The organism is Limosilactobacillus sp. DJ3M12, assembly GCF_947381695.1.
GTDB classification, from domain to species: domain Bacteria; phylum Bacillota; class Bacilli; order Lactobacillales; family Lactobacillaceae; genus Limosilactobacillus; species Limosilactobacillus kinnaridis.
This window is the reverse complement of record NZ_CANCWY010000015.1, coordinates 1-15745: the sequence shown is the minus strand read 5'-3', so window position 1 is coordinate 15745 and position 15745 is coordinate 1. Positions and strand designations below refer to the sequence as shown.

At 39.9% G+C, this 15745-nt stretch carries 13 protein-coding genes; 12 read left to right on the top strand and 1 reads right to left on the bottom strand.

Annotated elements, in window-relative coordinates:
* Positions 1–49: 49 nt before the first annotated feature.
* Positions 50–688, bottom strand: a complete 639-nt coding sequence (cbpA, locus tag QOS06_RS07890; protein WP_065867192.1) for a cyclic di-AMP binding protein CbpA — start codon at positions 686–688, stop codon at positions 50–52.
* A gap of 204 nt (positions 689–892) precedes the next feature.
* Here cbpA and pth point away from each other — a divergent pair, with 204 nt between their 5' ends.
* The 12 genes from pth to QOS06_RS07830 all read left to right on the top strand — a co-directional run bounded on the left by pth (position 893) and on the right by QOS06_RS07830 (position 15028).
* The gene (gene pth, locus QOS06_RS07885) at positions 893–1453 is read left to right on the top strand and encodes an aminoacyl-tRNA hydrolase (protein WP_078009868.1); all 561 of its coding nucleotides are present in this window, start codon (positions 893–895) and stop codon (positions 1451–1453) included.
* Positions 1454–1471: 18 nt separating this feature from the next.
* Entirely contained in the window at positions 1472–5011 is a 3540-nt protein-coding gene (mfd, locus tag QOS06_RS07880; protein WP_085680992.1) for a transcription-repair coupling factor, read from the top strand.
* A complete protein-coding gene (locus QOS06_RS07875) occupies positions 5008–5280 on the top strand; it encodes an RNA-binding S4 domain-containing protein (RefSeq protein WP_003665648.1) in 273 nt (90 codons plus the stop codon). The genes mfd and QOS06_RS07875 overlap by 4 nt, the downstream gene beginning before the upstream one ends.
* Before the next feature lie 100 nt (positions 5281–5380).
* Positions 5381–5737 (top strand): FtsB family cell division protein, encoded by a 357-nt coding sequence (locus QOS06_RS07870; RefSeq protein WP_078009866.1) that lies wholly within the window; start codon positions 5381–5383, stop codon positions 5735–5737.
* 188 nt (positions 5738–5925) lie between these two features.
* Positions 5926–6420 carry a S1 domain-containing RNA-binding protein gene (locus QOS06_RS07865; RefSeq protein WP_003665652.1) on the top strand — a complete coding sequence of 165 codons (495 nt, stop codon included), beginning with the start codon at positions 5926–5928 and terminating at the stop codon, positions 6418–6420.
* 1 nt (position 6421) lies between these two features.
* Positions 6422–7816 carry a tRNA lysidine(34) synthetase TilS gene (tilS, locus tag QOS06_RS07860; RefSeq protein ID WP_078009865.1) on the top strand — a complete coding sequence of 465 codons (1395 nt, stop codon included), beginning with the start codon at positions 6422–6424 and terminating at the stop codon, positions 7814–7816.
* Complete coding sequence (gene hpt / locus QOS06_RS07855; RefSeq protein ID WP_003671235.1) at positions 7809–8351, top strand: hypoxanthine phosphoribosyltransferase; 543 nt, start codon at positions 7809–7811, stop codon at positions 8349–8351. Before tilS ends, hpt begins: the two co-directional genes overlap by 8 nt.
* Before the next feature lie 240 nt (positions 8352–8591).
* The gene (gene ftsH / locus QOS06_RS07850) at positions 8592–10700 is read left to right on the top strand and encodes an ATP-dependent zinc metalloprotease FtsH (protein ID WP_078009864.1); all 2109 of its coding nucleotides are present in this window, start codon (positions 8592–8594) and stop codon (positions 10698–10700) included.
* Positions 10701–10790: 90 nt separating this feature from the next.
* Entirely contained in the window at positions 10791–11711 is a 921-nt protein-coding gene (hslO, locus tag QOS06_RS07845; RefSeq protein ID WP_078009863.1) for an Hsp33 family molecular chaperone HslO, read from the top strand.
* Between the two features lie 107 nt (positions 11712–11818).
* Positions 11819–12820, top strand: a complete 1002-nt coding sequence (gene dusB / locus QOS06_RS07840; protein WP_003671232.1) for a tRNA dihydrouridine synthase DusB — start codon at positions 11819–11821, stop codon at positions 12818–12820.
* Positions 12821–12840: 20 nt separating this feature from the next.
* On the top strand, positions 12841–14367 hold the full coding sequence (gene lysS, locus QOS06_RS07835; protein ID WP_085680998.1) for a lysine--tRNA ligase: 1527 nt from the start codon (positions 12841–12843) through the stop codon (positions 14365–14367).
* Between the two features lie 127 nt (positions 14368–14494).
* Entirely contained in the window at positions 14495–15028 is a 534-nt protein-coding gene (locus QOS06_RS07830; RefSeq protein ID WP_085720290.1) for a DUF7010 family protein, read from the top strand.
* The last annotated feature ends 717 nt before the right edge of the window (positions 15029–15745 follow it).

Sequence of the window (15745 nt, the reverse complement as noted above, 5' to 3'; positions counted from 1 at the left end):
CTTAGCCAACCGCCTTGTCGAGAGGGTTATTTCCCACTCTCTTTAATATTTAATAGCTTTGGTGCAAGTCTTCAATTTCTGAAACTTCTAACCCTTTTTTCTCGAGTCGTTTAACAATCCGTTCCATCTTTTCTTTAGTAACATCAGCAGGCAAGGTGTATAAGACCCGTTTCATTGTTTCGTCTTCTGGATCGAGTGAAATGACATTTACGATCTGACAAAAACGAGTGATTTCTTTAGCAGCCGTTACTAGCGCTCCCCGTTCATCAGGAGTAATAACAGTTAAAACATAACTCCCATTATTCACGTTCCAGCCAGCAGCTAACATCCGTAAAAGACTATTATGGGTTAAAATCCCATAAAACTGATTATTGTTATCCAATACCGCAATATATGGAAGGTCTCGAATAGCAAAGAAGATAGAGAAGAAAGCCGCGTTAATTGAGATAAATTTAGTAGCATTCTTTAATAATGCAGTTACCGGTAAATGCATATCCCCCTGTCGTGCTTTATGCCGGTAAAGATGCATCTTATAAATATTTCCCCGAAAGATCTTTCCTGACTTATCAAGAACTGGGACACACCGATAGCCGGTATCCTCCAAGACAGTCAGAGCCTCATCCAATGTCGCTGTTTCTGGAAGAGTTGTTAAGGTTGCTTTGGGTTTGATTAATGAATTGAAAATCATAATTAACATCCTTTTTATCGATTAAATGCACTCACTATAATAACACATTTCTATCAAAAGGATTAGAAAAAGATTAGAAGATTTATGCTGTTAATTCAAATTAGTATGCTGAAAAAGTAACATAGGGTATAATACTAGTTAAAATTTATGCTGGACGGGAAAAGTGACCGTGCGGCTTTTTTGCGTGAAAGGAATGAAAGAACAATGAAAATGATTGTTGGCTTAGGAAATATTGGGACGCGGTATGATGAAACCCGTCATAATACTGGCTTCATGGTGGTTGATCAACTAGCACGAGATTATCACCTGGGAGCATTCACCCACCTAAAACAAGAAGCAGTCGCAGTTAGTGGGATAATTAATGGTGAAAAAGTAATGTTGGTAAAGCCGACGACGTTCATGAATGATTCAGGACGAGCAGTCGGACCACTAGTAGACTATTATGATATTGACTTGGATAATCTCGTAATTGTTAATGACGACTTGGATATGCCAGTTGGCAAAGTACGTTTAAAAACACATGGGGCTTCAGGCGGTCATAATGGACTTAAAAGCATTATCAGCGCGTTAGGAACCAAGAACTTTAACCGGGTAAAAGTAGGGATTGACCATCCCCAACATGGAACGGTGGTTAGTCATGTCTTAGGTAAATTTTCTAAAGAAGAACGTCCTAAATTTGACCAAGCAGTTGAACAAGCTGAGCATGCATTAGAAGACTGGATTAATGGAGAAGACTTTGCCAAATTAATGAATGCTTATAATTAAAATAGAAAGGTGGCGTTGATGGTGCAAATAGAAAATTTAATCGAGAAGACGCCATCATTTAAACAAATTACGGCTGACCTCCAACCCAAGAACCATCAATTAATAACGGGGATTTCTGGATCAGCGCGAACCGAATTACTAAGTGCTCTTTCTAAAGAAGGGCAGCGACCAATTCTAGTAGTGACCGACACGATTTCCCATATGCAGGAATTGGCTAGTGACTTGGAGAACCTTCTTCCTGCTAATCGTGTTTACCAGTTTCCGGTTGAAGAGGTTTTAGCAGCGGAAGTAGCAACTAGTTCTCCTAACTATCGTCTTCAGCGGGTACTGGCCTTAAATGCGTTGATTAATAAAGAACCGGCAGTTGTAGTTGCATCTGCTGCGGGGTTACGACGCAATATTATTTCACCAGAATACTTTGCCCAGTCCTCGTTAAAGATTAAGACTGGCGGGGAAGTGGATCCAGCAAAAATTCGGCAACAATTAAGCGCAATGGGGTATCAATATCAAAAAATGGTTTTGCGTCCTGGTGATTTTGCAATTCGTGGGTCGATTATTGATATCTACGCCTTAAACACTGATAATCCGATTAGAATTGATCTTTTTGATACAGAAGTTGATTCACTTCGGTATTTTGATGCTAGTACTCAGCGGAGTATTGATAATGTTGAAGAAGTTCAGATACTGCCAGCGACAGATTTTATTATCCCATCGACTGAATTTTCGCGGGTGTATGAAGCGCTAGATACTGAATATAAAAAGGTAGGGAAGGAGTTAAGTGCTGACGATGCGGATATTAAACAGCAGGTGGCTAACCGCTTTGAACCATTATTGAACGCACTTAAGAACCAGCACTTGCCTAATGAACTTTTAGAATTTAGCAACCTGGTTTATCCGGCTAAGCATTCCTTATTTGATTATCTTCCTGATGATGGGACAATTTACTTTGATGACTTGACGCGGATAAAGCAATTTGCCAAGCAGATGACCCAGGAAGATGCAGGCTGGTTTAAAGATAAGGTTGCTCACCATCAATTAACGGATGTTCCAGATCTTAGCAATGACATATCGGCCATAATAAAAAAAGACCCGCATCCGCAAATTTATGGCGCCTTATTTAAAAAAGGTCTCGGTAATATTAAACTTAGCCAAATTACCGACCTAAAAAGCAGAACCATGCAACGTTTCTTTGGTCAAATGCCACTGCTGAAAGCCGAACTTCAGCGGTGGATTGATCAAGGGCAAACGGTAGTACTGATGGCTAATAGTCCAGAACGGCGAAAGCAAATTGCCCAAACGCTTGCTGACTTTGATATCACCGCAACAGAAACTGAATTAACAAATATCAAGCCGAATGTTGTTCAAATTGTTGCTGCTAACTTAAACAATGGATTTGAAATGCCACTTGCTGGGCTGGTTGTTATTACAGAAAGCGAGATGTTTAAGCAGGTAAAAAAGGTTCATCATCGTCCACAAAAACTTGCCAACGCCGAACGATTAAAAAATTATACTGATCTTAAACCAGGTGACTATGTAGTTCATGTCAATCATGGAATTGGGATTTTTAGTGGAATTAAGACGATGGAAGTTGACCATGTTCACCAAGACTACATGATCATCAATTACCGAGATAACGCTCAGATATATGTGCCAGTAACCCAACTAAATCTTGTCCAAAAGTATGTATCATCAGAATCTAAGACCCCGCATATCAACAAGCTTGGCGGTAACGAATGGGCAAAGACTAAGCGGCACGTTTCTTCAAAAATTGAAGATATCGCTGATGAATTAGTTGACTTATATGCTAAGCGAGAAGCGGAGAAGGGATATGCTTTTCCGAAAGACGATTATCTCCAAAAACAATTTGATGCTAATTTCCCGTATAATGAGACTCGTGATCAGTTGCGGAGTATTGATGAAATTAAAGAGGATATGGAAAAACCAAAGCCGATGGATCGACTGTTGGTAGGGGATGTCGGCTATGGTAAAACTGAAGTTGCAATGCGGGCAATTTTTAAAGCAGTCACTGGAGGAAAGCAGGTGGCCTTCCTTGTGCCAACAACTGTTCTTGCCCAGCAACACTACAACACCCTGATGCGCCGGTTTGAGGGCTTCCCAATCAACATTGCCTTGATGTCACGTTTCAAGACGCCAAAAGAGCTAAAAGAGACAGAAGCAGGGCTAAAGGATGGAAGCGTCGATGTTGTTGTTGGAACCCACCGAATCCTATCAAAGGATGTTGAATTTAAGGACCTTGGGCTGTTAATTGTTGATGAGGAACAGCGCTTTGGGGTAAAACATAAAGAAAAACTAAAACAATTAAAAAATAATGTTGATGTTTTAACCTTGACAGCAACCCCGATCCCCCGGACATTACACATGTCAATGCTGGGCGTACGAGATTTATCAGTCCTTGAAACACCGCCAGCTGGTCGTTACCCAATCCAAACCTATGTAATGGAGCAAAATAGTAGTGCGATTCGCGATGGGATCATTCGTGAAATGCAACGCGGCGGACAGGTTTATTACCTTCACAATCGCGTTCATGACATTGAAGAGACAGTGGCGTGGTTACAAGACCTTGTTCCTGAAGCCCGGATTGGCTATATTAATGGTCAGATGAGTGAAAATGAACTGGAGACAGTCCTCTATGAGTTTATTCAAGGAAATTATGATGTATTAGTGACTACCTCTATTATTGAAACGGGGGTTGATATCCCAAATGCTAATACGCTCTTTGTTGAAAATGCTGATCGGATGGGGTTAGCTCAGCTATATCAGATTCGCGGACGAATTGGTCGTAGTAATCGGGTGGCTTATGCTTACTTTATGTATCAGCCTAATAAGGTCCTAACAGAATTAGGAGAAAAGAGGCTAGCTGCAATTCGTGATTTTACCGAGTTGGGATCTGGATTTAAGATTGCAATGCGAGACCTTGCTATTCGGGGAGCTGGTAACCTCTTGGGGAAACAACAACATGGATTTATCGATTCTGTTGGTTATGACCTATATTCAGCGATGCTTAGTGATGCGGTAGCTAAAAAGCAGGGTAAGAAGCAAACTATTCACTCCGATGCAGAAGTTGAGTTAGGGGTTGAAGCTTACCTACCAACGGATTATATTGCAGACCAACGGCAAAAGATCGAATTATATAAGACAATTCGCCAAGCTAAGACAGATGAAGAAGTTATTGATATTCAAGGTGACTTGATTGATCGGTTTGGCGATTACCCGGCACCGGTTGGGACGCTGTTGCTTGTAAGTCAATTGAAGAATCATGCTGACCTGGCAATGATTGCTGAGATTAAGCGGCAACGGGATAATATTAATATCAAGTTTACTGAACGTGCTAGCCGCTTGATTAAAGCCCCTGCAATAATTAAGGAGCTAGCTAATACGCGATTTAAAGCAACAATCGGTGAAGACAATCAGCAACTAATGATTCGGCTGGTTATTCAACCTAAAATGACTACTGATGATTGGCTTCACCAGCTACTACAATTTGTAACGACTTTAGGAAACGTTATTCAAGCCGATGAAAAAGGAGCGGAAAAATGAGATTAGATAAATTTTTAAAAGTATCACGGATTATTAAACGTCGATCAATTGCTAAGGAAATCGCGGATCAAGGACGGATCTTAATTAATGGTCAACCAGCAAAATCATCCAGTCGGGTAGCGGTTGGTGATACTTTAACAATTAAGTTTGGTAATAAGACAGAAACAGTTAAGATTAATCGGATTGTTGAAACGACGAAAAAGAGTGAAGCGGAAGATATGTATGAAATTGTTGATGAAACTTACGCGGAATCCTTTGACCAACTATAATATCTTCTGAGATATAAAAAAGTTGATAATCATATGGACATTCTCCGCGGTATCTTGCTATACTTAAAGCGTGATAAGTTAAAATGGAGGGGAATGTCAGATGAAAGGACAATCTGATAGCAAAGTTTCACAATTAAATACCCCATATGCCCGCCAGGTTTCAAATCAAAAAACATATAATCGGCATGTGCATAAGCGCCGTTGTCAGCGGATTATTGCCGTTTTTTTGGTTATATTCTTAATCTTTGGAATTCAGATATTTCAAAGCAAACGGACATTAGCAGATATTAATGGCAATATTCGACAAGCACAATCACAATTAACAAAACAAAAACAAAAGAATCAACAACTACAACGTCAGATTAAAATGTTGCATAATCCCGAATATATTCAGCAGGTTATCCGTGCTAAGTATAATTACTCTAAGAAGGGCGAGATAATCTATAATTTGAACTAATGATCACAAAATAGGATGTTTTTAGTAGGGTTAGAATATTTTAAATGTTAAAATTGAGAATGTAATTGGGTGATTTTTCAGCTTAGTTTTTTATGAGAAGTTTAGTTATTTTCATACGTTTTCAAGATGAAGTTATGATATACTCAAATACAAAAATATGAGATGGTTCAGGAGGATCTATAGGTTTCATGGCAATTGAAGTTGGAGCAAAGGTTTCAGGTAAAGTTTCAGGAATCACTAATTTTGGTGCATTCGTTGATTTAGATGATAATCAGACAGGGCTAGTACACATCAGTCAAATCTCTGATAAATATATCAAGGATGTTCATGATGTATTGGCTGTCGGGGATGAAGTTACAGCAAAAGTAACACGGATTGGTGATGACGGTAAGATTGCTCTTTCAATCAAGGCCGCAGCTCCTCGTGAACATCAAGATCATCATGAAAATAACCATCATCGTGAAAATAATCACCGTGATTTTCACCACGAACGGAATAATAATTTCCGTGGTCACAATGATAACTTCCGTGGTGGTTTTAGTGGTCGTCACCACAACAGTCACCAACACGAAGACTTTAATGACATGTTAGCTGGCTATTTAAAAGAAAGCGAATCACGTTTATCTACTTTGAAACGTCAAACTGATGGTAAGCGTGGCGGCCGTGGTGGTCGGCGGAGCTAATATGGCGGATTTACAACAAGCATTTGAGCGACACCTAGTAAGGAGTCGCTTTTTTGCTACCCAAGATAAGGTGGTAGTGGCTGTCTCAACCGGAGTCGATTCGATGGTTCTGTTAGATCTCTTGCAACATTTGCCGTTAAAATATCGTCCCCAGATTATCGTTGCCCATATGAACCATGAGTTACGAAAACAAAGCCAGCTTGAAGAACGGTTCATTCGGCAGTATTGTAAACAAAATGATTTAAAACTAGCAGTTGCACACTGGCCACAAGATCTTCATCCACAGACCGGGGTCGAAAACGCTGCCCGTCAAGCACGCTACCAATTTTTCCGGGAAGTGATGAAAGATAATCAGGCAAGCATTCTGCTAACTGCACACCACCAAAATGATCTAGCAGAAACAATGCTGATGAAGATGGCTCGTGGTGGTCAGTTGAGTCAATTAGTGGGAATACGAGATCGGCGACCATTTGCTTCTGGAACCTTAATTCGGCCGCTTTTACCCTTTAGTAAACAGCAGTTAAAGAAATATGCTTTGCAGCATCATCTTAAGTGGTATGAGGATAAGACAAATAAGGACTTGAACATTCAACGGAATCGATTTCGGCATGCGATAATTCCAATGCTTGAAGAAGAGAATCCTCAGTTGCTTTCTCACCTCGAAAGCTATCATCAACAGTTAACGGATCTCCTTGCCTGGCGTGATCAAGAAGTGGCAGATCAATTAGCAGCATGTGTTGATCAACAAGGAAGGATGATCCTGGCAAGATTATTGCAAAATAAGGAAATCATTCGAAAAGAAATTTTACGACAATGGTTTAATCAACAAGGAATATATGATATTAAGGACCAGCAACTTGATGAACTGCTGCAGATCCTAGAAAACGAGCAAAAGCCACAGCAAATCATTGAGTTGCCGCATCGATATATTCTTGAGAAAGCCTACGCTACTTGTGTGTTAAAAAAATTGGATAATCCGCTTGAGAACCTACAAAAGTCCCAAGATCATATGATAAAATTGGAACAATGGTATCAAGTAGATCCAATAAACTTAATGGCAGTGTCAGCTGAAAAGTCGTTTTTCAATGATGAAGAGCAGGTAGTTTTGCAATGGCTTGCTCCAGATCAATTTCCGCTGCGGCTACGACAATGGCGACAAAAAGATCGTATTCGCTTAAAAAATGGTCATCACCAGTTAGTCAAGCGGGTCCTAATTGACCAAAAAGTTTCCCGAAAACAGCGTGACCAGCAAATGGTCCTGGTTGATGCGCATGACGAGGTCGTCTGGATAGTTAACCGAAAGTGGAGTTGGTTTGAACGGCCAACCGGCTATCAGCAGACATGTCGGTCATGTTTTATTGGAATAAAAAATAAGGAGAAGAAGGTAAATGAATAACGATATTGAGCGTGTCTTATACAGCGAAGAAATGCTTGGCAAACGAATGGACGAATTAGCAACGGACTTAACAAAAGATTATAAGGATAAACGGCCAATTATCATTTCCGTTCTAAGCGGAGCAGTTTTATTTACTGTTGATATGATTGAACGGCTAGATATCATGGCCCAAATCGACTTTATTGATGTTTCTAGTTATTTTGGTGGCTTAGGTTCGACTGGAAAAGTTAAACTTATTCATGATTTGAAAACAGATGTTAAAGATCGGCATGTTCTAATTATGGAAGATATTGTTGATACCGGTCATACTTTGAAGTACTTGATGGACCTTTTAGCCGACCGGGGAGCAAAGAGCATAAAGGTTTGTTCATTATTAAATAAGCCAGAAGGTCGGGAAGTAGATGTCGAACCCGATTATGTTGGTTTTACGGTTCCTAAAGAGTTCTTGGTAGGGTATGGCCTTGATTACAAAGGATTCTACCGAAATTTACCGTATGTTGGAATTTTGAAGCCATCTGTATACCAAAATGACTAAAAATGTTAGATAATTAGGATGACGGAAAAATCAATATTAAATGGACGGTATTTTAAAGATATTCTTAATTAACGTCCATTTTTATGGATCCGTAAATATGTAGTATGTATTATGTATTATTAATAACATTGGCGATAAAACTATTAATTCTTCTGTAAAATTAATGGTCAATATTTGTCAAATATGCTATGATAATGACTACAATTATAAAATATCGTTGCTGGTAGATAGGAGGTTGTTATGAACAACAATCGTAAAAAAAATAATTTTACTCATAACGTTCTCTTCTATGCCGTGATGTTCTTGTGTATTATGGGAATCGCCTACTTCTTCTTTGGGGGCAATGCCTCAACAGGACAAAGTAAGACAGTTTCCCAAAGCGAGTTTATCTCCGAACTGAAGAGTAATAAGGTTAAGAGCGTTCAGCTTCAGCCAAATGGTGGGGTATATAAGGTTACGGGTACTTACCGTAAACCTCAGTCAAACAATGCCAATTCCGCCAACAATACTGGCTTTGCTCTTACACCACAACGAAACAATAAGGTAACTCAATTCCAAAGTTCTGTTTTGGAAAGTGACGTAACTGTTAGTCAACTTCAAAACTATGCTAACCGTCATAATGTAAAGATTAGTACTCGTGCTGAAGAATCTAATAGTGTCTGGATGAACCTGTTGTTGACTGTCTTGCCATTGGTCATCATGATTTTCTTCTTCTACATGATGATGGGCCAAGCTGGTCAAGGTGGGGGTGGCCGTGGAGTGATGAGCTTTGGTAAGACCAAGGCCAAGCCATCTGATGCTAAGAAAAACAAAGTTCGTTTCTCAGATGTTGCCGGTGAAGAAGAAGAGAAACAAGAATTGGTTGAAATCGTTGAATTCTTGAAGAATCCAAAGAAATTCACTAAGCTTGGTGCTCGTATTCCATCTGGTGTTTTACTGGAGGGGCCTCCAGGTACTGGTAAGACCTTGCTAGCTAAGGCGGTTGCCGGTGAATCAGGGGTACCATTCTTCTCAATCTCTGGTTCTGACTTTGTTGAAATGTTCGTCGGTGTTGGTGCTAGTCGTGTTCGTGACTTATTTGATCAAGCCAAGAAAGCTGCTCCAGCAATCATCTTTATTGATGAAATTGATGCCGTTGGTCGGCGCCGTGGAAATGGCATGGGCGGCGGTCACGATGAACGTGAACAAACCTTGAACCAATTGTTAGTTGAAATGGATGGTTTCCAAGGCGATGAAGGAATCATCGTCATGGCAGCTACTAACCGTTCAGATGTCTTGGATCCCGCCCTTTTACGTCCAGGACGTTTTGACCGAAAGATTTTAGTAGGTCGTCCAGATGTTAAGGGTCGTGAAGCCATTTTACGAGTTCATGCTAAGAACAAACCAATGGCAAGCGACGTTGATTTAAAGGAAATTGCTAAACAGACTCCCGGTTTTGTTGGGGCTGACTTAGCTAACCTATTAAACGAAGCGGCCTTATTAGCTGCGCGGCGGAACAAAACTGAAATTGATGCTGCTGACTTAGATGAAGCAGAAGACCGGGTAATTGCTGGACCAGCTAAGCATAACCGTGTCCAATCTGAACAAGAACGAAAGACTGTTGCATACCACGAAGCGGGTCACACGATTGTGGGTCTTGTATTAAATGACGCACGAGTTGTGCACAAGGTTACCATTGTCCCACGTGGTCGCGCAGGTGGATATGCTATCATGCTTCCACGTGAAGATCAGATGTTAATGTCGAAAAAGAATGCGATGGAACAAATCGCTGGTCTGATGGGTGGACGAGCTGCTGAAGAGCTTGTCTTTAAGTCACAATCTTCAGGAGCTTCAAATGACTTTGAACAAGCAACCCAAATTGCTCGTTCGATGGTTACCCAGTACGGAATGAGTGATAAGATTGGTCCGGTAGAACTGCAAAGTTCTGGTCAGGTCTTTACAGGTCAAGGCTATGACCAATCACCTTACTCCGAAAAGACTGCTGCTTTAGTTGATGAAGAAGTACGTCGAATCTTAACTGAAGGGCACGAAACCGCCTTACACATTATTGAGACGCACCGTGAACAACATAAGCAAATCGCTGAAGCATTACTCAAATACGAAACGCTTGATGAAAAACAAATTCTTAGCCTTTATAAGACTGGAAAAGTTCCTGATAAGGATGTGGCTGCTGAAGACGAAGAGGCACGTGCACAAACCTTTGAAGAATCCAAGCGTGAACTTGAACGATTGGAAAATGAGCGTCACGATGAAGCAAAGGATAATCAAAATGATTCATCCGATACTAAGAGTGACAACTCAAATGATTCACAATCAAGTGATGATTCAGACAATTCTGAAGACAAGTAAACTATTGAAAAGACGGAAGATACAAAACCTGATTGGTAGGTGGTGATCTTCCGTTTTTTCTTTAGGATTAATTTTAAGGAGAAATTTAAAATGAAAACAACAGATTATTTAGTAAAGTCAATGACTAAGGATGGAAAGTTTCGGGCTTATGCTGTAAATGCTACCCAAGTCGTTCAAAAGGCACACGAAATTCATGATACATGGAGTGCTTCTTCGGCTGCCCTTGGTCGAACGTTAATTGGAACGATTCTCTTGGCTACTTCTAGTTTACAAGGAGAAGCAGGAATGACGGTTAAGATTCAGGGAAATGGTCCAGTTGGCTTTATTATTGCGGATGGAACTGCTGAAGGAACCGTAAAAGGCTACATGGGTAATCCACACGTTTCTTTACCAGCCAATGATAAGGGGAAGATCGATGTCGCAAAGGCAATTGGTAATCAAGGAACTCTTTCTGTAACCAAGATGTCTCCTGGCGACAAGACACCATATACCGGCGAAGTAAATTTAGTTTCTGGTGAACTTGGTGATGACTTTACTTACTACCTTGCTCAATCTGAACAAATTCCTTCAGCAGTTGGCCTTTCAGTATTCGTTAACCCTGATGAAAATATTGACGTTGCTGGTGGCTTCATGATTCAAGTAATGCCTGGTGCTAGCGATGAAGAAATCAGCAAGCTTGAAAAGACATTGAAGAGCTTGCCATTGGTATCACAAATGTTACGTGATGGTGATACGCCAGAAGATATTTTAAAGAAAATTTTTGGTGATGACTTAAAGATCCTTGAAACGATGCCGGTTCGTTATGCATGTGATTGCTCGAAGGAGCGTTTTGCACATGCCCTTGCAAGTATTTCTAAAGATGATATGAAGAAATTGATTGACGAAGACCACCATGCGGAAGCTGTTTGCCAATTCTGCGGGAAGAAGTACGAATTTAGCGAAGACGAATTAAAGAAGATCTACGCGGAAATGACTGCAAATGATGATAAAAAATCAACAGATGAAAAGTAATTTTTGGTGCTAAGCGTGTTGATATGCTATGATAGTTGAGTTATCGGACAATTAAAAATGAAACTGGATGGCCAGCACAGTTTCTTAAGCAGTAATGAGGTGAAAAAATGAAATGGAAGATCGGTAACGTTGAAATTCCTAATCAAGTTGTTGTTGCACCAATGGCTGGAGTAACCAATTCAGCCTTTCGGGTTATCTGTAAAAGATTTGGTGCTGGCTACGTTGTCTGTGAAATGATCTCAGACCGTGGCATTGTGTATCATAATCAACGAACTTTAAATATGATGGATGTCGACCCGGAAGAACATCCAATGGGAATTCAAATTTTTGGCGGAACCAAAGAGACATTAGTTGAGGCTGCTAAGTATGTAGATCAACATACAGCAGCTGACGTGATTGATATAAATATGGGGTGTCCTGTTAATAAGGTTGTAAAAACTGACGCGGGTGCACGGTGGTTACTGGATCCTAATAAAGTCTATGAAATGGTGTCATATGTTACTGATGCTGTTAAGAAGCCAGTTACCGTTAAGATGCGAACTGGTTGGGACGACAAGCATATTTTAGCTGTTGAAAATGCTTTAGCAGCTGAACGTGCAGGAGCTAGCGCGATTGCGATGCATGGTCGAACTCGAAAACAAATGTATACGGGACAAGCAGATTGGAATATACTAAAAGAAGTAGCGAGTCAATTGAAAATTCCGTTCATGGCTAATGGTGATGTGAAGACACCAGAAGATGCTAAGAAGATTCTTGATATGACTGGCGCAACCGCCGCAATGATCGGTCGGGCAGCAATGGGTAACCCATGGATGCTAAAGCGGACTGAACATTACTTAGAGACTGGTGAGCTGCTCCCAGAAGCAACCCCAGAACAAAAGATTGAAATGGCCAAAGATCATCTTAATCGTTTAGTTGATTTAAAGGGTGAATATGTTGGAGTTCGTGAGTTCCGTGGGTTATCCACGTACTATATCAAGGGTATTCCGCGTGCTGCCCGGACTAAGGTAGCGTTAGTCGAGGCAGAAACACTTGATGAAATGAACGATATTTTTGACCGCTTTGCTGAACAAACTGCAGAACGAGCTGCAAAAAGACAGCAAGCTTAATTACGAGGAGGAGAACTTAAGTGTCACAAGAACTAGATCAAATGCGCGTTCGGCGTGAAAAAATGGAAGAGTTAAAAGAAGCGGGGATTGAACCGTTTGGCCGTCGCTTCAAACGAGACCATCTTGCCCAAGACTTGCATGATAAGTTTGATCAATACGATAAAGAAGAATTAAACGAGATGGGCGCCAAAGTAATTATTGCGGGTCGAATGACAAGAAAGCGGAGTAGTGGTAAGGCTGGTTTCGCTGACTTTGTTGATCGGACTGGTAAGATTCAAGTTTACGCTCGTAAGGATATGGTCGGGGATGAGCCTTACCATGTTTTCAAGCGGTCAGATATTGGTGACTTCCTTGGAATTGAAGGGGATGTTATCAAGACGGATACAGGTGAATTAACTGTTCGTGCACATAAAATTACCTTCTTGTCAAAAGCATTACGTCCGCTTCCTAATAAGTGGGATGGGGTTACTGATCCTGAAACTATCTATCGTCAGCGCTACCTTGATTTAATTTCTAACCCAGAAAGTTTCAAGCGTTTCCACCAACGGACAGCGATCATCAAGGCTGTCCGGAAGTACATGGATGATAATGGCTTTACAGAGGTAGAAACCCCAATTTTGAACACTCAAGCTGGTGGTGCTAATGCGCGTCCATTTATCACTCACCACAATGCACTTGATATTGATATGTACTTGCGGATTGCTACCGAATTGTACCTTAAGCGGTTAATCGTTGGTGGCTTTGAACGAGTATACGAATTGGGACGGATTTTCCGGAATGAAGGGATGGATCCTCACCATAACCCTGAATTTACTACAATGGAAACTTATGCTGCTTACTTCGACTTCCAAGATGTTATGGATGAAACAGAGGGAATCGTTAAGGCAGCAGCTAAAGTTGTTTCAGATGATGGAAAGATTACTTACCAAGGACATGAAATCGACCTTGGAGGAAACTTTAAACGGATTACGATGGTGGATGCCGTTAAGGAAAAGACTGGCATTGACTTCAGCGATGAATCAATGACGGACGAAGATGCTAAGAAGTTAGCCGATGAACATAAGATTGAATATAAGCCTTACTGGACAAAGGGCCATATCTTGAATGCATTCTTTGAAGAGTTCGTTGAAGATACACTTATTCAACCAACTTTTGTCTATGAATTCCCAGTTGAAGTTTCACCATTAGCAAAGCGGAATGCTGATAATCCTGCGATGACTGACCGTTTCGAATTGTATGTTGACGGTAGCGAATTGGCAAATGCCTTTAGTGAATTAAACGATCCAATTGACCAGAAGGAACGTTTTGAAATGCAAGCAAAGGAAAAAGCTAACGGTAATGATGAAGCTGAACCAGTCGACTTAGATTACGTTCAAGCCCTCGAATACGGAATGCCACCTACTGGGGGACTTGGTATTGGAATCGATCGTCTTGTAATGCTCCTTACTGATGCTAAATCTATTCGGGATGTTATTCTCTTCCCAACTATGCGTCCGGAAAAGGAAACTAAGAACGATTCAAAGAAAAAGAAGAACAAGAAGAAGTAAGCTGAATGGTTGATGAAAAATTAGCATAAATAGATAACTCGTATTCCATTTTTATGGGGTGCGAGTTTTTCTGTTTTAGTTATGTTAGAATAACTATCAATTTAGAGGAGAAAATGAGGGGAATTCGATGGGAGAATTAGAAAAGTTAAAGCAAGACTGTATAGTAAAACAAAAGCGTGGGTTGCATATAATAATTGCTTCGATCGTAGTATGGGGTGGTATTCTTGCAGTAGAACTACTTAATGTTCCCGTTCTTACTAAAAACTTATTCGTATTTGTCTGTACGGCCTTACTTTTACCAATATCTTATTTCATATCGCGATTAATTAATGTGGATTTTCAAAATAAGACAAATCCGTTAACTAAGTTGGGGATGTTATTTTCGATGAATCAGCTTTTGTATCTTCTAATTGCAATGTGGATTTATCCGACTATTCCCAATAAAATGCTAATGGTGTTAGCGATAATATTTGGTGCTCATTTACTGCCATGTAGTTGGTTGTATAATTCTAGGGCTTATTTTATTTCATCGATAGTAATTTCAATATTAGCTTTATTGGTGGGAACTAATTTTAAACCGTTTATTTTAGCATCAGTTATGCTTACCATAGTAGTAGCATTTTGCATTACCTTAATATTAGAAAATCATCAACTTGACTGAAGGGCTCCGATCCGTAAAGAAGATCGAAGCCTTTTTTACTATATTATTTTAATTCTTGCGAAACTTCTAATAGTAGAAAAAACAATTGCAAAAAGAGACTAATAGTTATCAAGGAATGTTCCTAACAATCTATCCAAGAAGATATAAAAATTGAATTGGTCCGGCTATTCAGCTACTGATTTAATGGCTGAATAATAATTTCCAGCGTTAAGATAAAAATTGAATGGGTAAATACATCGAGTTACTAACCGAGTTTAATATTGATGCTTTTCTCCATACTAATTAGGTAATTTTCGGGATGGAAAAGAAATGCTAATTGGTAAGAATGGTAAAGGAGGCAGGCAAACTTATTAAAGGAATAGTGAGTTTAAGAAGCTAATAGATAGCGATGAAAATAAAATTCAAAAAAGTTGAAAAAAGGTGTTGACGAAAGAATGAAATCCATGTATAGTAGTTATCGTTGTCAAAACAGCTAAGTGCTGTTGAGATGGTTTAACAAAAAGTTAAAATAATTGTTGACATCGACTTGGCAACATGATATATTAATAAAGTTGCTGATTGAGTTATCGATCAAAAGAAATTCAAAAATAATTTAAAATTTCTTCTTGACAAGTTAATCTGATACATGATATAATAAAGATGTTGATTGGCTGCTTAATTAGCCGACAGGTAGACCTTTGAAAACTGAACAAAGTTTCGACGAATCAAATGTGTAGG